27 protein-coding genes are annotated in these 25575 nt (G+C 41.5%); 10 read left to right on the top strand and 17 right to left on the bottom strand.

Features of this window, described 5'->3' with window-relative positions; genetic code table 11:
- Positions 1 to 129: 129 nt before the first annotated feature.
- Positions 130 to 1038, bottom strand: coding sequence for a transposase (locus DSM08_RS13585; RefSeq protein WP_149526674.1), 909 nt, complete (start codon positions 1036 to 1038; stop codon positions 130 to 132).
- 234 nt (positions 1039 to 1272) lie between these two features.
- A complete protein-coding gene (locus DSM08_RS19070) occupies positions 1273 to 1428 on the bottom strand; it encodes a hypothetical protein (RefSeq protein ID WP_187773869.1) in 156 nt (51 codons plus the stop codon).
- A 112-nt stretch (positions 1429 to 1540) separates the two neighbouring features.
- On the opposite strand from DSM08_RS19070, the gene DSM08_RS13580 reads away from it, so the two are divergent.
- Together DSM08_RS13580 and DSM08_RS13575 are read left to right on the top strand one after the other, a co-directional pair.
- Entirely contained in the window at positions 1541 to 2224 is a 684-nt protein-coding gene (locus DSM08_RS13580) for a DUF421 domain-containing protein (RefSeq protein ID WP_149526673.1), read from the top strand.
- 66 nt (positions 2225 to 2290) lie between these two features.
- A complete protein-coding gene (locus DSM08_RS13575) occupies positions 2291 to 3265 on the top strand; it encodes a YihY/virulence factor BrkB family protein (protein ID WP_149526672.1) in 975 nt (324 codons plus the stop codon).
- Position 3266: 1 nt separating this feature from the next.
- On the opposite strand, the gene DSM08_RS13570 is transcribed toward DSM08_RS13575, so the two are convergent.
- From DSM08_RS13570 to DSM08_RS13560, 3 genes are read right to left on the bottom strand one after another with little or no spacing between them, the layout of a single operon-like run.
- Positions 3267 to 4286, bottom strand: coding sequence for an ATP-grasp domain-containing protein (locus DSM08_RS13570; protein ID WP_149526671.1), 1020 nt, complete (start codon positions 4284 to 4286; stop codon positions 3267 to 3269).
- 18 nt (positions 4287 to 4304) lie between these two features.
- On the bottom strand, positions 4305 to 6137 hold the full coding sequence (locus tag DSM08_RS13565) for a flavohemoglobin expression-modulating QEGLA motif protein (protein WP_149526670.1): 1833 nt from the start codon (positions 6135 to 6137) through the stop codon (positions 4305 to 4307).
- A complete protein-coding gene (locus DSM08_RS13560) occupies positions 6121 to 6897 on the bottom strand; it encodes an N-formylglutamate amidohydrolase (protein WP_149526669.1) in 777 nt (258 codons plus the stop codon). The genes DSM08_RS13565 and DSM08_RS13560 overlap by 17 nt, the downstream gene beginning before the upstream one ends.
- A 159-nt stretch (positions 6898 to 7056) precedes the next feature.
- Between DSM08_RS13560 and DSM08_RS13555 the strand changes: the two genes are divergently transcribed.
- Positions 7057 to 7503 carry a DoxX family protein gene (locus DSM08_RS13555; protein WP_149526668.1) on the top strand — a complete coding sequence of 149 codons (447 nt, stop codon included), beginning with the start codon at positions 7057 to 7059 and terminating at the stop codon, positions 7501 to 7503.
- Positions 7504 to 7531: 28 nt separating this feature from the next.
- Here the strand turns inward: DSM08_RS13555 and DSM08_RS13550 are convergent, their stop codons facing one another.
- From DSM08_RS13550 to DSM08_RS13505, 10 genes are all read right to left on the bottom strand, one after another.
- Entirely contained in the window at positions 7532 to 8242 is a 711-nt protein-coding gene (locus DSM08_RS13550) for a helix-turn-helix transcriptional regulator (RefSeq protein ID WP_149526667.1), read from the bottom strand.
- A gap of 298 nt (positions 8243 to 8540) precedes the next feature.
- The gene (locus DSM08_RS13545) at positions 8541 to 10895 is read right to left on the bottom strand and encodes a multicopper oxidase domain-containing protein (RefSeq protein ID WP_149526666.1); all 2355 of its coding nucleotides are present in this window, start codon (positions 10893 to 10895) and stop codon (positions 8541 to 8543) included.
- Between the two features lie 42 nt (positions 10896 to 10937).
- Positions 10938 to 11822: a DUF3347 domain-containing protein gene (locus tag DSM08_RS13540; protein ID WP_149526665.1), complete on the bottom strand. Its 885-nt coding sequence runs from the start codon at positions 11820 to 11822 to the stop codon at positions 10938 to 10940.
- A gap of 77 nt (positions 11823 to 11899) precedes the next feature.
- A complete protein-coding gene (locus DSM08_RS13535) occupies positions 11900 to 12250 on the bottom strand; it encodes a hypothetical protein (protein WP_187773868.1) in 351 nt (116 codons plus the stop codon).
- A gap of 89 nt (positions 12251 to 12339) precedes the next feature.
- Positions 12340 to 12948 (bottom strand): methyltransferase domain-containing protein, encoded by a 609-nt coding sequence (locus DSM08_RS13530; RefSeq protein ID WP_149526663.1) that lies wholly within the window; start codon positions 12946 to 12948, stop codon positions 12340 to 12342.
- A gap of 89 nt (positions 12949 to 13037) precedes the next feature.
- Entirely contained in the window at positions 13038 to 14249 is a 1212-nt protein-coding gene (locus DSM08_RS13525) for a metalloprotease family protein (protein WP_149526662.1), read from the bottom strand.
- A gap of 9 nt (positions 14250 to 14258) precedes the next feature.
- On the bottom strand, positions 14259 to 14696 hold the full coding sequence (locus DSM08_RS13520) for a GNAT family N-acetyltransferase (protein WP_149526661.1): 438 nt from the start codon (positions 14694 to 14696) through the stop codon (positions 14259 to 14261).
- A 14-nt stretch (positions 14697 to 14710) separates the two neighbouring features.
- Positions 14711 to 15820 (bottom strand): DUF695 domain-containing protein, encoded by a 1110-nt coding sequence (locus DSM08_RS13515; RefSeq protein WP_187773867.1) that lies wholly within the window; start codon positions 15818 to 15820, stop codon positions 14711 to 14713.
- A 200-nt stretch (positions 15821 to 16020) separates the two neighbouring features.
- Positions 16021 to 16425: a DUF5606 family protein gene (locus DSM08_RS13510; RefSeq protein ID WP_149526659.1), complete on the bottom strand. Its 405-nt coding sequence runs from the start codon at positions 16423 to 16425 to the stop codon at positions 16021 to 16023.
- Positions 16426 to 16436: 11 nt separating this feature from the next.
- Positions 16437 to 16895, bottom strand: coding sequence for a peptidylprolyl isomerase (locus DSM08_RS13505; protein WP_149526658.1), 459 nt, complete (start codon positions 16893 to 16895; stop codon positions 16437 to 16439).
- Between the two features lie 150 nt (positions 16896 to 17045).
- Here DSM08_RS13505 and radC point away from each other — a divergent pair, with 150 nt between their 5' ends.
- Positions 17046 to 17735, top strand: coding sequence for a RadC family protein (radC, locus tag DSM08_RS13500; RefSeq protein ID WP_149526657.1), 690 nt, complete (start codon positions 17046 to 17048; stop codon positions 17733 to 17735).
- 83 nt (positions 17736 to 17818) lie between these two features.
- Positions 17819 to 18532 (top strand): pirin family protein, encoded by a 714-nt coding sequence (locus DSM08_RS13495; RefSeq protein ID WP_149526656.1) that lies wholly within the window; start codon positions 17819 to 17821, stop codon positions 18530 to 18532.
- Between the two features lie 194 nt (positions 18533 to 18726).
- On the opposite strand, the gene DSM08_RS13490 is transcribed toward DSM08_RS13495, so the two are convergent.
- Positions 18727 to 20136, bottom strand: coding sequence for an alkaline phosphatase (locus DSM08_RS13490; protein ID WP_149526655.1), 1410 nt, complete (start codon positions 20134 to 20136; stop codon positions 18727 to 18729).
- Positions 20137 to 20266: 130 nt separating this feature from the next.
- Between DSM08_RS13490 and DSM08_RS13485 the strand changes: the two genes are divergently transcribed.
- From DSM08_RS13485 to DSM08_RS13475, 3 genes are all read left to right on the top strand, one after another.
- The gene (locus DSM08_RS13485; protein WP_149526654.1) at positions 20267 to 21610 is read left to right on the top strand and encodes an OmpA family protein; all 1344 of its coding nucleotides are present in this window, start codon (positions 20267 to 20269) and stop codon (positions 21608 to 21610) included.
- A gap of 111 nt (positions 21611 to 21721) precedes the next feature.
- A complete protein-coding gene (locus DSM08_RS13480) occupies positions 21722 to 22030 on the top strand; it encodes a hypothetical protein (protein WP_149526653.1) in 309 nt (102 codons plus the stop codon).
- Between the two features lie 586 nt (positions 22031 to 22616).
- Positions 22617 to 23522, top strand: coding sequence for a transposase (locus tag DSM08_RS13475; protein ID WP_149526652.1), 906 nt, complete (start codon positions 22617 to 22619; stop codon positions 23520 to 23522).
- Positions 23523 to 23633: 111 nt separating this feature from the next.
- On the opposite strand, the gene DSM08_RS13470 is transcribed toward DSM08_RS13475, so the two are convergent.
- The gene (locus tag DSM08_RS13470; protein ID WP_149526651.1) at positions 23634 to 24167 is read right to left on the bottom strand and encodes a lipocalin family protein; all 534 of its coding nucleotides are present in this window, start codon (positions 24165 to 24167) and stop codon (positions 23634 to 23636) included.
- Between the two features lie 77 nt (positions 24168 to 24244).
- Here DSM08_RS13470 and DSM08_RS13465 point away from each other — a divergent pair, with 77 nt between their 5' ends.
- The gene (locus DSM08_RS13465) at positions 24245 to 24706 is read left to right on the top strand and encodes a DUF4268 domain-containing protein (RefSeq protein ID WP_149526650.1); all 462 of its coding nucleotides are present in this window, start codon (positions 24245 to 24247) and stop codon (positions 24704 to 24706) included.
- Between the two features lie 7 nt (positions 24707 to 24713).
- Positions 24714 to 25505 (top strand): S1/P1 nuclease, encoded by a 792-nt coding sequence (locus DSM08_RS13460; protein WP_149526649.1) that lies wholly within the window; start codon positions 24714 to 24716, stop codon positions 25503 to 25505.
- The last annotated feature ends 70 nt before the right edge of the window (positions 25506 to 25575 follow it).

Genomic DNA, 25575 nt, shown 5'->3' with positions numbered 1-25575 from the left:
TCCCAATCCTTCCTTTCCTGGTTCAAAGACAAAACATCCTTCCATACTTCTTTTTTTCTAAAAAAATACCGCTAAAAAATAGCGATCAAAACGAACGCCATAGGTCTAAATACTAACTACTAATGCGAATTAAGGGTTGAAAATAGGCTTTATGAAACAGGCTGTTAATTTACCGAACACATGTACTAATAGTCCTTTGGTAGATCTGACCTTACTTGCGTTTTGTATCTGTGTTTTTTCATTTATCCAATTAAAAAAGGATTCGATTGGTTGTCTTACCCTAGATACTGCTCTTGAAAACAGATCATTATAAGCACGATCCCTGTTTTTTAAACAATCCGGCTTTCCTTGGGTTTCCCTTATCGGGGTATACATAATTGATTTCTTTTCTTTATAAAACCACTCGAAGAATGGGGCGTCACGGTATATCTTGTCACCAAAGAACGTCCTACCTGCGATGGATGCCCAATTCTCCTTAAATATGTTCAGGTCACTTTCAGATTCCTTGCTTATTACTATGCTTTCCGGACGAGGCAGCTTGGATTTGTTATAGCTGTTGAGCGCATGAAGTTTTAATCCAAAATACCAAAGCCTCTTCGTTGAGCAGAAGCTTTTATCCGTTATCTCCAGAGCTACCTTTGCTCTTCTAGTCCCACTGCAGGTTATGATGGGCATAGAGTCCAGTAGGGAAAATTCTCTGGAGCACTCTTCTGGAGCAAAGTCCTCTATAACTGACTGACAGAGAGATCTCAAAACATCAAAAAGGCGGTTGATACGGGTGTTGAATGCTACGTACGAAGTTAGCTTGGGAAACCAATCCATCAGATAATCCGAGGCGAATTTATGAATCTGCTTGATCCTTAGCCGCTGTTCCTCGTGCACACTGAATAAATAGATGGTCAAAACCTCCTGATCAGTAAAGTCAGGTTTGTTATTGTTTGAAAATCGCTGACAGTAATATTGCAGTTCACTGTCATATTTATCACACACATACTGGTATAATTTTATTAATTTTAGAGCCTTGGCCTGATTGATCATGTTCTTTTATAATGCGTAAGGAACATTATAAATATACTGATAATCAGGCTTTTATACAAGTTTTCAACCCTCTTTTTAAGAAGATTTTTCCAATATATTTCAACCCTTAATTCGCATTACTAAATACTAACTACTAAAATAAAACCCCTATCAGAACCCTTATAAAAGGGCCGTGATAGAGGTTTGATTAACTTAATAAAGGGTATTGTCTCGAACTAGTCGGTTTCCCGTTGCTTATTCGTGATCATCGACTTTATTCGGATTCGGTGGCAAAGGATTGGTATCCTTTTCCGGACGTTTTCCGGTATCATGTTCGACGTCCGTTTTTGTTTCTTCTTCTTTTGGATATTTTTTTTCTTCTTCTTCCTGTAGGGTTTCTTTCTTGCTCATCTTAATTTATGTTGTTCTGATAGTAAAACAATCCACTCCCGAAAAGGTTTGGTCTGCTTGGTAAAACCTTCTGAAGGATTAAATGTTCCTGATATAGAAAAAACAATATGCTATGATCGATATCCAAAATATCTTTTTGAAGGATGTGGAGTTGTCCTTCATCTTGGAGATTATTAGTCGGACGTTGATGATGTTTCTTATCATCCTGATTGTACTGCGTTTATCGGGCAGGAGAGGTGTCAGGCAACTTACGCTATTTGAGGTGGCTATTATTCTTGCCATGGGTTCTGCTGCCGGAGATCCGATGTTTCAAGAGGATATTCCTATACTCTATGGTTTCATTGTTTTATTCTCGATTATACTTTTCTACAAGTTCATCACTTGGTTGACGCAGAAGAATCGCTTTTTCAACGAGCTGATGGAGGGCAAGCCCATGTGTGTTGTCAAGAACGGGATGTTTGAAGTCAAGAAAGAAAGCGATAGTGACTTTTCGCAGATGGAGTTCTTTGCAGAATTGCGGAATCAGTCTATAGAGCATCTGGGGCAAGTTCGCGTTGCTTTATTGGAGGTAGATGGAACCATGAGCGTGCTATATTATCCCGACGAGGAAGTTAAATACGGGTTGCCTTTATTTCCAGACGACCAATATAAGATTACTTCGTTGGAGGACGGTGGACCCTTTGCTTGTTTGTTCTGTGGAAATGTGAAATCGACTTTAGAAACTTGCGAGGACCGATGCGACCGTTGTGGGAAAAGGGAGTGGGCACATGCAATAAATTCACGTCGGATAGGCTAGAAGGGGATTTTCAAAACAATTTCTATAGCCGCCTGTTAAGTCATAAAGAAAAAAACAATTATTTACATGGAAGAGAAAAAGAAATCCAATTTCTTTAAAGACAGTTTTAGCATATTGAAGAACTCTGTAATGGGGTTTATGAACGAGGATAGTTTGAAATACAGTGCCTCGTTAGCCTATTATACTATATTCTCCCTAGGACCTATCTTGGTCTTGATGATTTCTCTCGCGGGCATATTTTTGGGCGAGGAAGCGATAAAGGGAAAAGTATTTACAGAATTGAACGGTTTGGTAGGTGCGAGTGCTGCACGCCAAATTCAGGAAGTGATCAAGAACTTAGAACTCTCCGGTAAATCTACACTAGCACTCATCATCAGTATCGTTACTTTGATCATCGGTGCAACTACAGTATTCGGGGATATACAAAACTCCATCAACAAAATATGGCATGTTCGCGCAAAACCTAAAAAGGGATGGTTGAAGTTGATTACCGATAGATTATTATCCTCATCTTTAGTTATTGGTTTGGGATTCTTATTGGTTGTTACATTAGTGGTCAACGGCGTAATCTTAACACTGACCGATCGCTTGCTTCGTTACTTTCCAGATATGACAGTGTTCGTTATGGATGCTATTAATTTCTTATTATCCTTCGGTATCACTTTCGTTTTGTTCGCTGTGATCTTTAAGGTCTTACCAGATGTAAATATTAAGTGGAAAACGGTTCGTGCCGGAGCGCTATTTACGGCTATACTTTTTATTTTCGGTCGATTTGGGATCGGCTTATATCTTCAAAATTCAGATACGGAAACCACTTATGGAGCTGCAGGATCTATTGTGTTGATTTTGCTTTGGGTTTACTATACGGCGGCTATATTATATTTTGGAGCTGTATTTACTCGTGAGTATGCCACCTACAAAGGCGTCAGTATCGAGCCTTCGGAGTTTGCTGTGCATGTAGAAACGAAAGAAATAGAAAGGAATGTGGATGAAATCCCCCCCGCGCCATTGACGACGGAGGAGACGGTTACTGAGAAGTAATCTAATCAGCGTCTATTGCTGCATAGAAGTTTTCAACTCTTTTTTCTAGGTCTGCAATGATTGCTCCGGCAAAGTCTTTCTTTCCAAGTTTAATCGCATGGTAGAGCGCACCGGGACTGAATACATTGACTTCCATGATTTTATCGCCTACGATATCTAAGCCTACTAAATACATATTATCGTTCTTTAGGGTCAGCGAAACTTGTTTCGTCAGGTTCAAGATATCCTCGGTTATTTCGGCCACTTGTGCGGTAGCTCCCTGATGGATATTGCTTCTGATTTCATTTTCCGGTTGCACACGTTGTACTGCAGCATAAACGCCATCGACAACCAAGGGTTCGCCGTCCATCAAAAAGAAACGTATATCTCCCTTATGAGCTTCTGGAAGGTACTCCTGTGCAATCACATAACCGTCGCGAGCAATCGCTTCAACAGTCTGCTTTAGATTTTGTCGTTCATCGTATTTAATCATGAATACGTTCTTTCCACCCGAGCCTTTCAATGGTTTGAGGATGATCTTATCGTTCTGCTCCTCTAAAAAACGTAGAATGTCTTCGTGATTTCTAGTAACCATTGTTTTTGGACGAACGGCTTTCGGGAAGTTTTCTAGATATAATTTATTATTTGCCTGCACCAGATTATCGGGGTCATTGATTACAAATCCACCGTTCTTTTTCACTAATTGAGCAAACTGTATTCCGCTTGCGGCAGCCCAAGGTCTGTTGATCATATCTAAGGTCGGGTCGAAGCGCAGCCATAATACCTCTACCGTAGAGAGGTCGACCAAAGTCTTTTTGGCGTCTTTAAGATGTTTCATCAACTTATCGCCGGTATCAATTTGCTGCTCCGGCTCAACGATTCTACAGTGAGCCAGAACGCGCTGCTCGTCTTCATAGACAAAGTCGGCAAGCCCAATATACATTACCGTGTGTCCTCTTTCGAGTGCCTTCAACGCAAGGATAGTGGTGGTGAATTTTTCCTCTTCCTTATGGGTTTGATTTATTAAAAATGCAATTTTCATATATACAATCGGATTAGATTATTCTACTAGTTTAAATATGGATCCTTTTTGAGTTACTTCCTGCCATTTGGGTTTATAATCGACAGACATATAGCGCGGTATTATCGCTGGAGGTATCAAGACACCGCGTTGCAGCAAGTCTTTGATAATGGGCAAGTAGTCTTTTCGAATCTTACCCATCATCAACAGATCGACCTCATTTCCTTCTTTGATGTAGTTTAACAACTCGATGATCCCTTTTAAATAAAGCGCATCCTTCGTTAATCCACCACCACGATATACCCGCATGGTTAAGTTAAAAGCCGTTTCCGGAAGAAAAAGGTATTGATCGACGAGCATGTCGAAGGTATCGGTGAAGGTATTTCCCAATAACATATGGTGAACAGCAATCACGCGGGCGGCAATAATTCTAAGTCTATCGTTGTTCAGCCCATTGACGATGTATTCAGACAGCACTGCTAGACCTTCTTGCAGCTCCTCGTATCCCGGTACACCCAGACTGAACAGATTGAGCGGCTGTTGGCGACCATTGAAATAAGTGACTACATGTGTCCCGATTTCATGTTGAATCAATGCCATTGCCCTTGAGCGGGTAAGTTTATACTCTTGACTGATGTTCAAGGCTCCACGGTTGACCATGACGCCTGAAATATCTTCACGAACGCGAACAGGGCTATTGAATTCGGTATTTTGTTTTTGTAAATATCGTATTTCCTCACGTGCCATTTTCGCGAAATCATTTGCCGAGATAATATCATCCGATCTCTTCGCGACCTCCTCACGCTCTGTCATCATCAATAGCGCCAGCGCAGAGTTGTATAGTTTCTCCGAAACGTTTCCAAATACCTGTAAACTGCCGTGAAGGAAATCTTCTTTTCCACGATCGGCAAGCATGGTGATCATGGAGTCGAGCTCGGCGCGTTTGTCCCGAAAGATGTAGGCCATCGTAGGGTCGTATATATCCTCGATTCGTAGGTTGTAAAGTCTACGTTTAACGAGGTCTGGGTCGACGTGCATAGGTCGATATAGAAACTTCGGGGTCTTCCAGAACTTGTCTTTCTTAAACTGTAGCCAGGCTTCGTGCGCATTGAGCGGAGTGACCATGAGCAGGAAGTCGAACTTCTTTGTTTCTTGAGCCAATGCTTGGTCGATCTCAACCATTAATGGTGTCAATTCCTGATGCACATTGATGCGTTGAGCCGTAGCATTGAGGTGGGTGTAGACCCGTAGAAACTCGAAAAACAATCGGGACAGAGATTTCGCCAAAGACTCTCTATAAATCCGCATCAACAAAGGCAGCACATTGTCGGCTTCGTCAAGATAGTTCTGTTTGATGGAGATACCCATCAGTAAGATCTGCTTGTTCTGCAGTTCCTTTTTGGAAAATAGTTGTTTCGTATCAGGTGGGTGGGGGATATGCTGATCCTTCTCAATGCCTACGCGTATTTCAGGCGCTTCTAAGCGAATGTTTTTTTCAAGGTACTCAGCTAAGGGTAATAGATCCTTTTGTGCTACATGGACTTCTATATCGTCTTTCTGCTTCTCATCTGCAATCCATACTTCAATTAGCAAGCAGGCGCCAAACTCTTCGGCAAGTTTTTGCGCAATAGGGCGAATCCATTCTTCTAATGGAAAACCCGATGACTTGCAGACGATACTTGCATTTTCTGTCTTTGCCAAATCGACAAGCATCTTGTCGCGCTTCTCCATCTCAGGTACCCGATATATGAAAATATAAGGGACAATCTTGTTGAAGATAAACTTTCCAACATTTGGAATTTGGTAATGAATAGCCGATCGCTTGTTAATAGCGTTTAGAATCCTCTGTAGTGGTTTATTCTTTTCGGTCATTTTCGAAATAATGCGTTAGAGTTTTCAACGAGTTCAGTAACAGTTGCTTGCAGGCAGTAATTTTGCTGGGGTCCGGAACGCCTGTCCATTCATCCATAAAGTCTTTTCTAAACTCTATAGAGATTACACAACCCGACTGCCCAAATTGGTTGTTAAGGTGTTGATTGAGATAACCTCCCTTAAATTTAACGTTTTCTCGTATATCAATCGTCTCTCCGTCAAGGGTTTCTTTCTGAAAACTTTCGATGAACAGGTCGATCAGGTGTCGCCACTTCGGTTGTATAAATGCTGTGCCCAGATTTATCTGCGGGTTGGCATCTTTATCGATCTCTTCCGTTGGGCCTTCGCGTTTCGCATTGTAACTATGTATGTCAAAGATGAAAAAGAACCCGAATTGAGCGATGGTCCTTTCGATTAATGCCTCTATTTCCTGATAGATCATGGCATGCTCTTTTTGGAGTCGGTTGACTTCCGCTTCGGGTAACTGATTCCATACATGCAGTCCCCAAGCCTGTTCAGGCGTCAGGTAAATTGCATTTTCCAAATTTCTATTGATGTCTAATTGAAATCTTGAACTTCCACCGATGAATTGGTTGATGGGTAATTCGGCCATTGCTGCGGTAAAGGGATCTTCTTCGCGCAAGCGCTCGGTTTCCGAAAGCCGCATGTACGGCATTAGTTCTTCTTCAATTTGATGCCCATCATGTATGGCGAAAGCCCAAAAAGGACTATCAACCTGGTTGATATGATATTTCGTCATTTGATTCATACGTGTTTTTATAGGAAATGCCCGTAGTGTTTAAACAGCTAAATGGGGGAATGGTTTGTCTATTAGGGAGATTAATAAGAAAATAGAACAATATACTACACGGTCTGTTCATACGTTGAAATGGTATAACCAATTAAAAAGGAGGTTGTTATGAACCTAATCGAACGCATTGAGCACTGGGGCGACGCGCATCACCCTCGTTGGATAGACTTCGTCCGCATTTCCCTAGGGCTGGTCATCTTCGCAAAAGGAGTTAGTTTTATCATGGACAGAGATTCTGTCGCATCGTTGATCGAACAGACGCATTTTCAGTTGTCTATTTGGTCGGCGGTACATTATGTGGTGTTTGCACATATTGTGGGTGGGATTTTTATCATCCTTGGTCTGCGCACGCGACTTGCCGTAGCACTACAGATTCCAATTCTAATTGGGGCGGTTTTCTTTGTGAATATTACAAAGGGATTTAGTTTTCTTAATTCGGAGTTTTGGCTTTCCCTTATCGTTTTGATGCTATTGATCTATTTCTTGATCGTAGGGTCGGGGCCTATGTCTTTAGACAAGGAAATGGATAAGCCGGGCTATAAGCGGAGAATCTAAACCAGATTGCTACAGCTCGTAGGTTGACTTAAATTAAGTCGAATGCAATTGCGAATTTCAGGAATGCTGCAAAAGTTTTGCAGTCTAGCTTCTGTATGATGTTTTTTCTGTGAGTATTTATGGTATGAACGGATACGAATAAGCTATCTGCAATCTCTTTTGATGAGGCACCATTGGCTATAAATCGAATAATTTCTTTTTCGCGTTTAGTCAATGCCGCGTAACGACGATAGTTCTGTTTGACGAAGTCATGGTCGTCAAGGACTTTATTGACTTTGTTGACCATATTTCCGCAACCCTCAATCGGCGTCGCAATGATCATCAGTTGATCGACGAATTTGTCGTTTTCGGGATTTTGGACAAGTTTGCAGATGGTGTAAAACCATTTATACTCCAATTCGTTGTGAAGCTTTACTTGTTGGAAGAAAGAATATTGCTGATGTGGATCCTTTTCGGAAATGTATTGTTGCAATCCTAGAACGCATTGTTCGACTTCTTCTTTCACAAAATACTTCTCGTAATAAGCTAAACCTAGATGATTAATTTCCTCGACAGATGTTCCCAGTAGATTACAGCCGAACTCGCTCATATAGCTTACTCGAACCGGCGTATCATCTATGATATCATGCATCATGATAGCGGCAGGAATCTGTTCTCCAATTTCCTCAATATTGAACTTTGCATTTGACATCCCCTTTCCTAGAGAGGCGAACTGTCCGGCTATTGGGTAGCTGAGCATGGTTTGGATAATAATTTTAATTCGGGTTAATTATCTTGTAAGTGTAAATCTAAGGCGCTTTTTCAGTTATGACAATATTTTTTATCAAAATACCTAAAATGAGGTATATGCTTTTGAAGTAAAAGGAAAGGTCATTAGCTTGATGAGTTTCTAACAATCTCGGGCATTGGATTTAAAACGACAATGGGTTCAATAGTGAGGATAACACTTGTTTGAATGTCAGGGCGCACTTTTCTTGGGAGATATAAACATAAGAAGCTGCCCCAAATAGGGCAGCTTCTTTATGCATATGTGCAAATTAATAGTTTAGGGATAACCCTACGCCGAATCCCATATCGGAGTCGTAATGCGTACGAATTCCCATATGCCTGGTAATGATATATCGCAGATCTGCCATATATTCCTTGTCTGAGTTGACCATAAATCCACCCCGCAATCTTTTGGAAAGTGGGATATCTTCGCGCATAAGCTGTAATCTTACATTCCCGTCGTGGTAGAGCTCTGCTTGGAAACGAATCAACATCGGCAAAGTATATACAAAACCTGCAGAGAATAGCGCCCTTTCGTGTTTACTGTTTGTCTGTCCGAAGATGTTCGTCTCAGGGCCATGATCCTCGAGATTTCTATAGCGCCAGTCGAAACCAATAAATGGCATAAACCATTGCATGCGGTCCACAAAGCGGCCGAGATGTGTTTCTACTTCATAGCCATGCATATCATGGTAGCCTAATCGCCATTCGGAGGTCAATTGCCATCGCGCATTATGGAGCATTAGCTCACCGTCATTGCCATTAGTAGCGAAGTCGTTTTGAATCATAAAATGCGGCATATTGCTCTCGCGCTGAAGCATGCGGTAAGCTTTTTCCTTGTTGGGAAGCTTCGGATTATCCGGCTGTCCTTCCGTGCTGAATACCCTGTTCATCCCTGCCATCATGTGGTATAGAATGTGGCAATGGAAGAACCAGTCGCCATGTACATTCGATTCGAACTCGATGGTGTCTGTCTCCATCGGCATAATATCGAGCACATTTTTTAGCGGAGCATAATCTCCCTGTCCATTTAAGACACGGAAGTCATGCCCATGCAGGTGCATTGGATGCCGCATCATGGAATTATTATACAATATGATACGTAGGGCTTCACCTTTTTTGATGGGGATCTTGTCCACTTCGGAAAGCACTTTATCGTCTAAACTCCAGACATAACGGCTCATGTTTCCCGTCAGTTCAAACTTGAGCTCTCGAACCGGCATTCCCTCAGGGAATTTGGTTGATTTGGGAGAGCGTAGCATTCCGTAGTTTAATGTAATAATATCACTGTTTTGATGTTGAGCATGGGCGGCAGCCGTTGTATCAGGTTGATTGTGCTCCGCCATATTTTGATGGCCGCTATGATCCTGTTTTTGTTCAGCATGATTCATTCCCTGATGTTCCTGGTGAGCTTTGTCATCTTTCTTATTAGTTGCGGAATGATCCATGTTTTGATGATCTCCATGCTGCATACCTTTCCCCTCCATCTCCGGATACATGACAGTGTTCATATCCATGCGTTGCATGGACATCTTCATCCCCATATCGTCCAGATCGCCGTTCATTTTCATCATGTCGTTCATCATTTTCATCCCTTCGAAATACTTCAATTTGGGAAGTGGAGCGACGAGTTGCTTCACGCCCGAGCCGAGGTAGATGGACGCGTTTTTTGTTCTATCCTCTGGTGTCGCCATGAATTCATAAGCGAAACCATCTTCCGGAATCTCAACGACGATATCGTAGGTTTCCGAGACAGCAATCAGCAGCCTATCGACTTTAACGGGTTCTACATCGTTTCCATCGTTGGCAACTACCGTAATCTTCCCGCCTGCGTAGGTTAGCCAAAAGTAGGAGGATGCTCCTGCATTGATGACCCGAAGCCTGACTTTATCGCCGGCTTTGAAATCCGAAAGAGACTGTTCGCTGCTGCCGTTAATCAGAAAGCGATCGTAATAGACATCGCTGACATCCATTGCCAACATGCGCTTCCACTCATTCGTAACTTTTGTCTTGAAGTGGCCCTCTTTGATGGCTTCTGCATAGCTTTGTGTCGCGTTCTTTTTGATGGCAAACCAATCATTTGCGTTGTGCAACATACGGTGAACATTGTCGGGATTGAGGTTGGTCCATTCGCTCAAAATAATGGGAATGGAAGGCAGGTCGTCAATTCCTTTGCGATTGTCCTGATCATCCTCCCGCTTCTTTAGAATCATTGCACCATACATACCGATCTGTTCCTGCATGCCGGTATGGCTATGATACCAATGCGTACCGTTTTGGATAATCGGGAATCGGTAGATGTAAGTGCTCTTTGCTTTTATCGGAATCTGTGTCAGGAAAGGGACGCCATCTTCAGGATTGGGAAGATAGACTCCATGCCAGTGCATGGAAGTGGGCTCATCCATTTCATTATGTACATGGATTTCCGCCGTGTCGCCTTCGGTAAAAGTCAGCGTTGGCATGGGAATCATCCCATTGACGGCAATAGCCCGCTTTTCCTTGCCACTGTAGTTGACCGATGTATCCTTCACATATAGATCGTACCTAACAACCTTTTGCGCCATGGCGGAAAGGCTGAAAAGTAGGAATATGCTAAGGATGCTATATATTCTTAGCTTTTTCATAGATATCCTTAGAAATAAAATAAATTAACCTGTGCTTTAGTTTTAGATTTTTTCTTTTACTTCGCCACAGTTCATCATTTTAGATCCGAAATAAGGATTCTTGATAGCGTCTTCTGCACTGAGCCAATAGGCGCCTTTATTATTGTTTGCCATCGGGCAGAACTGCCAATACAATGCCGTTGAACCTTGCGATGCTTTTGCTAGGGAATATAGATGATTCGATAATGCCATGAAGCTTTGGCGTTGTCTGTTGATATCAGTTGATTTCTCAATTGAAGCAGCTTCCGTCTGAATTCCTTTCATCACTTTCATCCAAACCTCATGCTCTTCATGTGCTAGTTTTCCCATTTCAACTTGGCCGATGGAAGCAGTCAAAGCTTTTGCTGCCGTAGCAGCAGCCTTTGCATCCGTTGCCACTAACGCATTCTTCACCGCAAGATAGTTTTTAAACACCGGCGCTAACTGCGTATTTGCTGTTGCATCGCCGTTGTGCTGACTATGGTCGATATTCGCATGCTCCTTAGCGGAAGGTTTATGCTGGCTGTGATCCATCCCCTGATGTTCGTTATGCTCCGCCTTAGCTACCGTATGATCGCGTTCGTATAAGCAACATTCATGAAGTTTTGCATAGACGTCATCCGGAGCACGAAAAGATTGGTTGTCATATCCTGCCTGAGCAATTTTCTTCAATATGGCTTCCTCGGAAGTTTTATCAGGATTGAAGGTAAGGACAGCTTGCTGGGTATCTTCATCCCATTCAGCTTTGGAGACCTTTGGCTCGTATGCCGCAGCTTCGATAGTTTTCTTGCACATCGCACAGTTTCCTTTTATTTCTACGGTGCTAGTTGTCGCGTTCTTAATCTGTGCATGGACAGTTAAAGAAGATATGATGATAATGGAGGCAATGAATGCCTTAAGATTTTTCATTTTAAGTATTTTTAAATAGACAATTGACAAGCATAATTCATGCTTGCATATTAAATAACCAATAAAACAGGGGGTATTTAGGCTATTTTAGGTGGGATAAAAATACTTGAGAATCCATTAGAAACAACAAACTGTTGTACTTCTGTATTTTGGATATTGACGGTATAAGATGGGATTTCGAATTCGAATAAAAAAATGCCGAGTTGCAAATGTCCAATCATGGGAGTTGCACAACAGCAAATTCCTTTACCTGCGCAACCCATAGGGCGCTCGGTAGAACTACTGTTTTCTTTTGATTGCTCAGCATCTTTGTGACAGCATGCATGTTCCTCCGCATCCTTCTGTTCACTACTTTGATGCTCGCAGTGCTGTGTCTCTTCTTTTTCATGTGGAATCTCACAGGCTTGCCCGAGCGATGGAATAAACATCGCAAAACTTAGTAGGCATATGAGAAACAATGATTTCATGTATACAGTAAACAGTATCGTTACTAAAAAGTTTTCTATTAATGATAGACTTACTTTTTTATCAAATTTATAAATAACTCCGAACCTTGTCTTGGTTGAATACTATTGTAACAAGGTTCCATTTTGTGAATATCAAAATAAGCAGCAAATGCTGGGTGATATTCCGCAATATGACCACCAAATGGAGGTCCATCTTTCTCAAAATCAATATTGAATAGCAACCCCACCAATCGGCCTGCAGGATTTAGCAATGAAGCCATCTTTTGAATGTATTGCGGACGCAAGCTAGGATCTATCGCGCAAAAGAAAGTTTGCTCTAACACTAAATCATACGATTCATCGAGCTCGAAGAAATTCCCCAATATCACCTTCACTTCAGGATTGTCCTTAAATTTTTCTTGCGCATTAGCCACCGCGATAGGAGCTATGTCGATCAAGGTAATGTTCGAAAAGCCCTTTTCTACTAGGTAGGATGCCTCGTAAGCATTTCCACAGCCAGGAATTAAAATAGCGATATCCTTATTGGTCAGCCCATCGACATAATGTGTCAGCGCTGGTGAAGCATAGCCTATATCCCAACCTGTCTGCTTGGTCTCCCAGCGCGTATTCCAAAACGTCTGTGCAGATTGTGGATCTCTTAGTTCGTTGTTCCCTTCCATAGTGACTGATGTTGAAGGCAAATTATCAATATTTTACGAATTGTTGATGAACATACTGTCATTTCTTAAACATAAAGTCTTTGATACTACTACTTTTGGAAAAGCATGACCGTGTGATTATCCTCAGCATCGTAGGGGATAATTGTTGATTTAATAAGCTTGAAGCCTCTAGTTTTTAGTTCTTTCTGCAATTCGCGTTCGCGATGGAAGTAAAACTTTACACTTCCCAAGGGGTTGCTCTTGACTTCTGGTGCTGCCGGATCACCCTCAACAAAAGATAGGTAGAGTAAGCCTTTGTTGTTCAGTTTTTCGGAAGCGTCGTCTAGAAATTGTTCTGTTTCGGATGCATTGAGGTAGGGGATACAGAAGCCGGCTATTACGGCATCGAACTGTCCATTCAAAATGCTGATAGCACGCGCATCCAATAAATAGAACTCGCCTGTTGGGACATGCTTTCGCGCTATCTCCAGCATGTTTTCGGCGATATCAATTCCAACAATCTGCAAGGATGGATAAAACTTCAGTAAGTATCGCGCACTATTACCGGGACCACAGCCTACGTCGAGTATGCGGCCCTGCTTATTTGGAAGATGCTTTAAAAGGGCGTCATAGCTTTCGTTATAGATATCCATGTCCATGAATTTAGTTTCATAGATCTCAGCGATATTGTTCCAAGTGTCGAAGGTTTCAGATTTATCTTCTAATTCCTGTTTCTCCGTTAGAATATAACAACCAGCTTCGCTTGGATGATCCAGTACCAAACTCTCCGGATCCTCTTTTCGGACGAGGTTTATGATCATCGCATCGCCAATAGCAACGAGCGTAAAAATAATGGCAAGCATGAGTAGTGTCGGGCTGCCTATCGCGATAGCGATAATTGCCGGTAAAACGCCCATTAGCAAGCCCGGCATAGCCGCACCAATAATATAATGTTTGAGTTTTAAGGGCTCTCTACAATGACAATAGGGGGTAAGCATCTTTTTCAAAATACCATATTTCATAGCTTTATGGCCGCCCTTTGCATAGATGCTCCAAGTCAAGCCATGTATCGCTTCATGAACGACAATCCCAACGATTAATACCAAGAAAAAGCCTATGCCGTTTAAAAATGCTGTTCCGGCTCCAATGCTATTCAAGGTCTGCTTTATCGATTCCTTAGTAAACTGATCGGACCAAATTAGTATGTAAGGTACGATATAAACAAGGGCGATAGGAAACACCGCCAGACAGCCAAGTGTATTTGCTTTTACTAAGTCTATAATGCGTTTTTTCTGATGATATTTCGATAAATCGATTTCCATAATTAATATTTAGTTTTCCTGATAGACCATAAAGATCATGTCAAATCCTGGAGCCCAGTAGTCTTTATGCTGTTCTTTAATAACGAAGCCATTCTTCTCATAGAAGCCATAAGCAAATTGGGACGTCCGGACAATAATTCTTTTTACTTTACCCTGTGTTTTTATTCTATCCAAACGATATTGTAACAATTGTTTGCCAATCCCGCTGCCATGCATGTGGGCATCTACAAAGTCCCAACTGATATAAGCATCCTGCTCCTTGTAGTTAATTCCGCCGGCAGCAACGATATGATTATCCTGCTCCACTACATAATAATCTTCGATTTCATGGGCTAGGTAGGTTTTCAAATCTTCGTATTCCTCAGGTGCGAAATAGGTAGGAATATTAGAGCTTAGCAGATTTAATACTTCGCTAAGATCATTTGCCTGATAGGGTCTAATTGTCATTTCCAACGAAGGGATTAATTTTCAGCATTAAACTTATCAAAGCTGCGCCAATATTTGTCTTTGTAAATATCAAATTCAACGCGGAAATGTTCCGCATATTTTACTGCTATTTCCTCCATTACGCGCGACGGCTTCCGAAACTCACGACATGCAAAGTTTATTTCGCGCAGGCCGTTTCCAGTTTCCCGAATGACATTGATATATCCATCAACATCTCTTAAACGATCCATCAGCTCGACTTCCAGGTCTTCCATCAGCTTGTAAATCCTTTCGTTAGGTAATCCAGTCTCGGGGTTAGGGTCATAGTGTATCATTACGACGAGAATCCAGGGGTGCGAAGCCTTATGCTCCCAATTAAGGAGCGTATGGTTGACGATCGCAAAGATCGGCATCCCGTTTTCTAATTCTCCCTGATAAGAACCATAGTGATCTTCTTTGGAATAATGGGTAATGTCGGTATATCGCTCCACAAATTCCTTTTCTCGCCAGATTAAGTATGCATCAAGCTTTTCTATCGGAATCAATTCCGGAATATCATCGCCCGGTCCTCTCACACGCATATTGTCGATCATGGTAATCGACTTCAATTCCCCCAGCGAGTTATCTAAATAGATACATACGCCATTGAAGATATCATCATGGTCCTTTTCATCATAGTCGTCATAGACAGCAATAATGTCGATCTCATCCGGAAATTCGGGGTGTTCGACCGGGTAGAATTGTATGTTCTTGCTGCTGAAGTCGCGACCGAACATCTTAACTCCAAAACCTTCAACATCACTGGCCTGTTTTAAAGCAACGAATTGCCACTTATCTATTTGCGGAGCTTCCCTTACGAGATCTTCCACGAAGGCGATGTTCCGTATGATTGCATCTGGCGTAAAAGTAAGTTCAGCAATATTCGTCTCTTTATTGATGCCCACCAAAAAGAAGATGCGTTCATGCAGTTTATAGAGCTGATCAGCAAGAGGACTGAAGAATTTATTCTCGATATCAGCGCCTTCGTCAATAGCGTTGTAGAAGGTATCAGCTTTACGTTCAAACCATTTCCAAAAGTCCGCTATCGTTTCTATGTTATTGTCATCGGCAGAGTTGCTCTTAAAAAGCTTGTTAAATACGCTCATTACTTTTCGTTTAGTGCTAATTGATAACAATTTAATAAGAATAGGTGGATAATTAAACTTTAGAGCATATTTACGCTTAAAACTTTCATCCTTCCATTGTGAGCAATACTGGGGGTGAAAGTTGCTGATTGCCATGGAGAACAGACACTTTCAGAAAAAAAGCACCTCGTTGGAGGTGCTTTCGTATATGCTTTTGCTGCTTATGCTAAAGGAGCAGGTGCTTCTTCTTCAAACAAAGGCAGTTCTTTGATGATATGGTACCAAGTAATTACTTTCTTGATATCCGAAGAGTAAACTCTTTGTTCATCATGACCCGGAGCAACCTCTCTAAAGAAGTTTCTCAACGTATCGCCATCTGCTTTCGCATCTGGAGTATTTCCATCATTCGCTTTGATAGCTTCGAAAACATCGATCAAACGAATCTCATCATCTTCACCATAGATCGTGATGTCTTCCAAGGTTGCCATCTTTGTAGTCGACAAGTTAACAACCGATTTAATCTTTGCTTTATCTAAAGTTTCTAGAATAAAACCACCTTTATTTTGTCCGATTAACTTAAATAATCCTGGTTTTCCAGTTACGGAAACTAATCCTCTTAAATTCATCTTTCTCTTTATTAATCTTCAATAACTTCAATACCTAAGATACGATCGCCTTGGCGGATATCGTCTACCACATCTACGTTCTCGATTACTTTACCAAAACAAGTGTGGTTTCTGTCTAAGTGTGCCGTATTGTTGCGGCTATGGCAAATAAAGAATTGTGATCCGCCAGTATTGCGACCAGCATGTGCCATTGATAACACACCGCGGTCGTGGTATTGGTTATTTCCGTCTAATTCACAGTCAATTTTGTAACCCGGACCACCAGTACCTGGCATTCCTGTTGCGCCTTCGCGCGTATTCGGACAACCACCTTGGATTACGAAATCGTTGATTACGCGGTGAAACGTTAATCCATCGTAATATCCTGATTTAGCCAATTTAATAAAGTTCGCTACTGTATTCGGTGCATCTTCTGTGTAAAATTGCACAGTCATATCACCTTTTTCTGTTTTGATAATTGCTTTACTCATAAGTTCAATTCATTCGAAAAATATTTACAAAGATAAGGTTTTAGGCTAAAATTGGAAGTTATCCGGTTAAGATGTTGATATTGAATGCGTTTAAGTCTGATTGAATTCGTATATTTAGAAGGAATCGATTGTTAATCAAATAGATATCACATGTTTCAAAAAATGGTCATCCGCGAATGGGCAGAAGCCGATAGACCGAGAGAAAAACTACTGGAACGAGGCCGTCGGGCTGTGACCGATGCAGAGTTATTAGCGATAGTTATCGGTTCTGGATCTCGAACAGAAACAGCCGTCGAACTCTGTAAGCGCGTTCTAGCGGGTGTTAATCATAACCTCCTTCAACTCTCCAAACTCGAAGTCCATGACCTCTGCGAATACAAAGGCATAGGCGAGGCGAAAGCAATCAGTATTATTGCTGCGCTCGAGCTCGGAAGGCGGCGGCAGGAAACCAAACAGACCGATATTCCGATCCTTAACTCCAGCAAACTTGTCTACGAGTTCTTCCGGTCGCAATTGCAGGATCTACCGCATGAAGAATTCTGGACTATCTATCTGAATACTGCATGTAAGGTCGTCGATACGCAGTTGATAGGAAGAGGGGGCAATGATTTTACGCCGGTTGACATCCGCACCATCTTTCGATTTGCCTTGCTCAATAAATGCCACTCCATTATTCTAGCACATAATCATCCGTCCGGTACCTTGAAAGCCAGCGATACAGATATAAAGATTACCCAAAAGATTGTTCGAGCCGCTGAATTGATCGATATCCGTGTCCACGACCATCTAATTTTCACCGACTGTGCTTACTTAAGCTTTCGTGATGAAGGATTGCTATAATCCGTAAAATTCTTATCCTACATCAATGCCCGGGCAAACCCTTTTGTTCAAATTTGCGTTATCAAATAAGAAGGATACACATTATGGCAAAGTATATTTATCACGAAGCGGATTCAAGAGGAGATGCAAATCACGGCTGGTTGCACTCTAGACATACATTTAGTTTTGCAGGATATATGGACGCAGAACGCATGAACTTCGGAGTTCTACGCGTCCTGAACGACGACTATGTATCCGGAGGTATGGGATTCGGGAGGCATCCACATAGCAATATGGAAATTATCTCCATTCCATTGGAAGGCGAGCTTGCACATAACGACAGCATGGGCAACGGTTCGGTAATTAAACCGGGCGATATACAGGTGATGAGCGCCGGAACAGGAATTGAGCACAGCGAATACAACCATTCGGAGGTAGACCCTGTGAAATTCCTGCAGATATGGGTAATCCCCAATAAACAGAACGTCGAGCCACGCTATGATCAGCAAGCCATCGACAAAGAAAAAGCACACAACAATTTCTTACAGATCTTATCCCCAAATGCCGACGACGAAGGCGTATGGATCCATCAAAATGCCTGGTTCCATCTCGCAGAATTCGAAGCAGGATACACCCGCGAATACGTACTGAAAGATCCAAGCAACGGTCTGTATGTTTTCGTGTTAAAAGGAGATATCGAAGTCGGAAAACAATTGATGCACACTCGCGATGGCCTAGGAATCATCGGCGAGAAGCATGTGTCTATCAAGGCTAGTACCCCTGCAGAGTTTTTGTTGATGGAAGTGCCGGTGGGGTAGTAGTAGTTAGTATTTAGTAGTTAGTAATTAGACCTAGGGTCGCCATGCTATTGCAAAAAAATAGTTCGAATTTATTATTTAAACCTTCTTTCTAGGTCTTAATAATAAATTCGAACTATTAAATACTAGCCTAACTTAGCGTTAATACCTTCTTTCTAGGTCTTAATACTAAATACTAACTACTAAATACTAACTTAAAATTCCCAACCAGCAACCTTTCCCAATGTTCTTGGGATATCAACATTATCCATCTTATGGCTGAAGTTTTCAGCGCCTACGCCGATTGCATAAACCGGGATATATGCAGCTGAGTGGCTTCCTGATGCCCAACTGATAGACGACACTTTGTTTAAAGCGTTGATTGCTAGGGAAGCAATTTTATCGTTGTTTGCGTATAGGCTTTTTGCCGTTTCATTTTGGTGATTCACGAAGCTCTTTTCGTAGGCTGCGAAGATTTCTTTCTCTTCTTTTTCGCTAACTTTTACGTTGTTCCATAGACCTGTTTGCTCGCTCAACAAGGCTTTCACTTGTTCCCAAGATGCGCTATTGTTTTTCTCGCGGAGCTCGTTGATTTTTGTGGAAAGCGCTTCTTGCGAAATTTTCTGATTCTTGATGTTATTAATGCGAAGGGTAGAACCACCATTGCCAACACCCATGCCACCGGTTTCATGGTCTGCAGTAACGATGATTAATGTTTCCTCCGGATGTTTTTGATAAAAATCATACGCTTTCTGAACCGCTTTGTTGAAATCTAGTACTTCCTGAATTGCTGCTGCACCGTCATTGGCGTGGCATGCCCAGTCGATTTTTCCACCTTCAACCATTAAGAAGAAACCTTGGTTTCCTTGGCTCAATGTTTTAATGGCTGCTTCTGTTATATTCGCAAGGTTCATGTCGTTTGCTTCTTGGTCGATCGCAAATTTCAATGACACAGGTGAAGTACCTTGATTGTTCATCAAGATCAATTTGTTTTTTCCGCTCTTTACTTTGTTGAAATCGTTCATCCCGTACAACATCGTGTAACCCGCCTTTTCTAGTTGCGGAATTAATGGTGCTACTTTTTCACCTTTTGCATTGGTCTCAGGCTTCAAGAATCCAGCACCAGCAAAGAAGTCGAAATTAGATTTGATGATATCTTGACCGATTTCATAGTACATGTCGCGGTCTTTTTGGTTTGCAAAGAAAGAAGCAGGAGTCGCGTGGTCGATACTTACGCTCGTTGTGATACCTACCTTCATGCCCTTTTTCTTCGCTTTGTATGCAATACTTTCATACGCTTTCACACCAGCGCTGTCCATACCGATTACGCCATTCTTTGTTTTATAACCTACCGCTAATGCAGTACCTCCAGCGCCCGAATCTGTTACGCCATGCGATAATGAATGTGATGTTGCGTGCGTTGCATAAGGGAAGGTGCTGAATACCATCGGTACTGTGCTGTTTTTATTTTGCTGGCTCGCTAAAAAAACCTCGGCTGCTTGTACTTGGTTTAAGCCCATTCCGTCGCCAATCAGATAGAAGATGTACTTCGGTTGTTTCTGTCCAAAGCTCAATCCAACGCATAAAACAAACGCAAAGAAAAAGCTTATACTTCTTTTGATCATGTGTAATAATATTTGATTTTTTTCAAAAATACGGTTAGGATGTTAATATAAGGTTAATTTAATAATGTGTCTTCATGCAAACAAAAATATTACACTGCTTGTTAATTCAACATATCAATATATAAACAGTATGGAAAATAGTTTATTAACAACCGCTCGATCATATTTTAATGATCAGGTCTTCGACAACCTAGCCGCTAAGCACGGCGAGTCGTCAGACAACGTTCGCAAAGGTTTAGACGCCGTAATTCCTTCCTTATTCCTCGGATTGCAGAGCAAATCTCCGTCGGAGCAAAGTGGAATTTTCGATGTTTTAAAACAATATTTTTCACAGATAAATTTCTCAGATCTGGGTTCCGTTTGGAACAGAGTGGATAATGATCCCGCAGATGCTGAAAAAGGATCCCACCTGATATCTTCTATTTTCGGTGGAGGGTTAGATCAGGTGATCGCAACGATTTCTGGATTTCTTCACACTAACGGAAGCTCGGTTATGCAGTTATTTAAAACGGCACTACCCGGCGTAATCGGAGCTTTAACAAAGAACGGTACAGATTGGGATACTAGCCGTATTTCAGGGTTATTGGACAATAACAAGTCTGATTTCCTCGCCGCATTGCCTTCAGGATTGAATCTAGGCGTTCTTGGCTCTTCATTGCTTTCGCAACCAGGTGTTGTGGAAGGAAGACCGGTAACACCGCCTTCTGAGCGCGAGCCTATCGTAGACCCTGTTAGAGATGTAGTGGTCGACGATCCAATTGTTCCACCGGTAACACGTATGGAAAACCGCGCCGAAGATCGCCCGGTAGCACATATCCGTGAAGAGGAACGTAAAAAAGGCGGTGGTTTATGGTGGTTATTAATTCCATTATTGCTGCTATTGCTTTGGTTCTTATTTGGAAAGGGATGTAGCCGTGAAAATGAAACAGCTACAACCGACACCATCCCATCGACCGTTGCGCCTGTTGATACCATCGTTGATACGGTGACCACAGCGCCAGTGCGCGAGTCGATCATGGTGACTTTACCAGATAACAGCACATTAAATGCATACAAAGGTGGTATTGAAGATCAATTAGTAGCATTCTTGAATAGCGACTATAAGCAATTTTCAGATGACCAGTTGAAAGATCGTTGGTTCGACTTCGATAACTTAAATTTCGAAACAGGGACTTCAACAATTACTGCGGATAGCCAAACACAATTGCAAAATCTTGCAGCTATCTTAAAAGTTTATCCAGATGTAAAAGTGAAAATCGGTGGATATACAGATAAGACAGGTGATGAAGCATTCAACTTGAAATTATCAGGTGAGCGTGCAGATGCGGTAAAAGCAGAATTAGATAAGATGGGTGTGGGCGATAGAGTAGTGGATACCGAAGGATATGGATCTTCATTAGCAAAATATGAAGCTAATGCACCAGAATCTGATCGTATCAAAGACAGACGTGTATCAATCAGTGTTAGAAAATAAGTTAAGTTTTTTCTAAATTAAATTGTCGGCGCACATATTCTTCATTGAAGAATGGTGCGCCGATTTTTTGATACCATTTTAAAACGTGGTTCTAATCATTATTTTTGTGCTATGTTAACAGCTACCCAAATGAATATGCTGCAAGGGGATTTCGAGAAATTCCTTAGCCATCTCAGATCGCAAAAGAAATCGTTGAGCTTCGAACTCTTTGGCGACTACGCTGGCTCCGTATTAAATTTCTACCTAGGTAGCTCACTCATCAACCCAGCAGAAAAACTCGAAGCCGCACAAGTTCTTACAGGCTTGTTCAACGCCGGCCTCAAAAATATCATCTCCCCACAAGACCTGATGGAAATAGCAGAAAGTATCGCCCAAGATACAACGCTAGAGTATGGGGTAATTCAGGCAATATTTGATTAGACATTAGATTTTAGACATCAGATTTTAGAGTATTGCTGCTATGCTATGGGCATTGGAGGGGATTTTCTTTGAACCTTTAAATGAGGGGAAGATTGTTTGAACCAGGAAAGGAAGGATGCAAGGATTGGCAGGATCGTTTTGAAAGAAAAAATGGGCTGTTTCTGAACCAGGAAAGGAAGGATTTAAGGATAAACAGGATCAGACAATTGGCGAATAAAGGAGGGACGGAATGTGCTACAGGAGACGTTTCACTAAACGTATCCTATGAAAAATACAAGTCTAACCTTTCTACATGATCCTGCCCATCCTTAAATCCTTCCTTTCCTGGTTCAAAACAAAATATCCTAATAATCCTCTTATCCTTTCCTGGGTCAAAGACAATTTCTCTTCTTCTTTAATCTAAAGGTTTAAAGAAAATCCAGTTCAATACCCTTATCATAGACGCTATAGGTCTAAATACTAACTACTAATGCGAATTAAGGGTTGAAATATATTGGAAAAAGTTTCTTAAAAAGAGGGGTGAAAACTTGCATAAAAGCCTGATTATCATTATATTTATAATGTTCCTTACGCATTATTAAACAACATGATCAATCAGGCCAAGGCTCTAAAATTAATAAAATTATACCAGTATGTTTGTGATAAATATGACAGTGAACTGCAATATTACTGTCAGCGATTTTCAAACAATAACAAACCTGACTTTACTGATCAGGAGGTTTTGACCATCTATTTATTCAGTATGCACGAGGAACAGCGGCTAAGGATCAAGCAGATCCATAAATTCGCCTCGGATTATCTGATGGATTGGTTTCCCAAGCTAACTTCATACGTAGCATTCAACACCCGTATCAACCGCCTTTTTGATGTTTTGAGATCTCTTTGTCAGTCAGTTGTAGAGGACTTTGCACCAGAGGAGTGCTCCAGAGAATTTTCCCTACTGGACTCTATGCCCATCATAACCTGCAGTGGGACTAGAAGGGCAAAGGTAGCTCTGGAGATAATGGATAAAAGCTTCTGCTCAACGAAGAGGCTTTGGTATTTTGGATTAAAGCTTCATGCGCTCAACAGCTATAACAAATCCACGCTGCCTCGTCCGGAAAGCATTGTAATAAGCAAGGCATCTGAAAGTGACCTGAACATATTTAAGGAGAATTGGGCATCCATCGCAGGTAGGACGTTCTTTGGTGACAAGATATACCGTGACGCCCCGTTCTTCGAGTGGTTTTATAAAGAAAAAAAATCAATTATGTATACTCCGATAAGGGAAACCCAAGGAAAACCAGATTGTTTAAAAAACAGGGATCGTGCTTATAATGACCTGTTTTCAAGAGCAGTATCTAAGGTAAGACAACCAATCGAATCCTTTTTTAATTGGATAAATGAAAAAACACAGATACAAAACGCAAGTAAGGTCAGATCTACCAAAGGACGATTAGTACATGTGTTCGGTAATCTAACCCCAATCAAACCCAATTGGGAGCGGTTCTGAAAGGGCTATGCATTGGGTTTGAAAGGGTTTTGAAAGGGCTTTAAGTCGAAGCAGTCTTTTACGAAAAAAGCCTGAGTTCTAACCCAGGCTTTATTTATGAAGTTTATTGTTTTATTCTTGTATCGTCCAGACTAATTTGGAGGTATCATAACCATGCGCTTGAGCATAGTTTAAATATGCTTCTTTGCGTTCTTTCGACATGGTTTTGTTGCGTGATAGGAACCAGATGTAATCTAAGTTGTCGCCGAAGATTAAGGCATCCTGATAATTTTCATCGAGTTTGACGATGTTATAGCCGGCATAGAATGGGCCGAAGAAAGATACTTTGAGTGCGCCGCGATTTTCCTCATCAACAAATTTCGCCTTGCCGATGGATTGTTTATGTTTTCCGGTCGTGATATTGATCCCTTGATTGTTGACCAACACGGAGCCGTCTTCATTTAACGAATAATCTGCTGTGACGTTTTTTAGATTCTTCTCCCAGCGGAAATCGAAGCGCGCGATTTCATACCAACGGCCTAAATATTTCTGTAGATCAAAAGGTTCTATAACGTCGACTTTTGACTTTACCGGGCGCAATAGGTTGTACGCAACAGTTCCTAACGCAACCGCCGAAAGTGCTATTAATGATTTCTTTTTGTCCATAGTTAAATTTAAGAAGAAAACAATTAGGAGACACAAAAGTTTAAATAGATTGCTAGTTTTGCAGAAAATTTACGGCATTGTATTCAAGAGAAGAAGCAAAGAGAATTCGGGAGTCCTTCTGGACAAGCTTTGGTCAGTACATGACGCCAATTGCTGGTGCAGACGGTTTAAAGGTCAATTGGATAAACTATAAGACGGGCATAAAGCATCTTTATTTTCGTATGGACGCAGACAATAAGAAGGCGCACATAGCTATTGAAATGGCACATCCGGATGCTGGTATCCGCGCTTTGCTATTTGAGCAGTTTCGTCAATATCAAGCGGTTTTGGAAGCAGAATTTGGTGAGGAATGGATCTGGGATGAGCATAGTTTCGATGATTACGGAAAGGAGACTGCGCGTATTTTTATGGAACTCCCAAAAGTTAGTGTTTTTCAACAAGAGGATTGGCCGGCTTTGATCTCCTTTTTTAAACCACGGATTATTGCATTGGATAGTTTTTGGTCCGATGCGCAGTATGGATTTGAACTTTTTAAATAATTTGATAATGAAAACAGTAGCAAAGATCGTGTTGTTCTTTACCTTGTTGACTTCGAGCCAGCAATTGTTTGCTTGGGGGATGACGGGGCACCGTGTTATTTCTGAGATTGCAGAAAAACACCTTACGCGAAAAGCCAAACGTAATATTGAAGCATTGATCGGAAAGCAGAAGATTGCTTATTGGTCGAATTGGGCCGACTTTATCAAGTCCTCGCCAGATCCGTTATTAAATTCTACGGGCTCATGGCATTTCTTGAATACCGCCGGCAATCTGAGTTTCGAAGAGTTCAATACGGCATTACAAAACTCGCCGGAGCAAAACTTATATAAGGCGTATGCAAAAGTTAGGGCGCAGGTAAACGATAAGAATCTAAGTATTGCGCAAAGACGTGAGGCTCTTTACTATGTGATTCACTTATTGGGCGACGCACATCAACCCATGCACGTGAGTCGCGCGGAGGACTTAGGTGGCAATAAAATCAATGTTACTTTCTTCGGTCGTCAAGGTAATATACATCGCGTGTGGGATAGCGATTTGGTAGACAACGAGAAGTATTCATTTATGGAATATGCTGCGGTGCTGGATTACGATAAATCCTTTTTTAAGAAATATACGAATTCGGGTTTCGAGCAATGGTTATATGAGTCGCATCAGCTTGCGAACGTGATTTACGATGATGTGGCGAAGCAAAACAAATTGTCTTACGATTATATATTCCGTTTCAAATATCCTATGGAAGAATGCTTGTTAAAGGCAGGATTGCGCTTAGCTAAGGAGCTCAATGATATTTTTGGTTAGACGCTAGTTTAACCTTGTTTGGAAGAGGCTATCCTATTAAGGGTAGCCTTTTTTTTGTGCTAGATTTTTC

It is taken from the genome of Sphingobacterium hotanense (genome assembly GCF_008274825.1).
Lineage (GTDB): Bacteria > Bacteroidota > Bacteroidia > Sphingobacteriales > Sphingobacteriaceae > Sphingobacterium > Sphingobacterium hotanense.
This window is presented reverse-complemented; position numbering and strand designations above follow the sequence as displayed.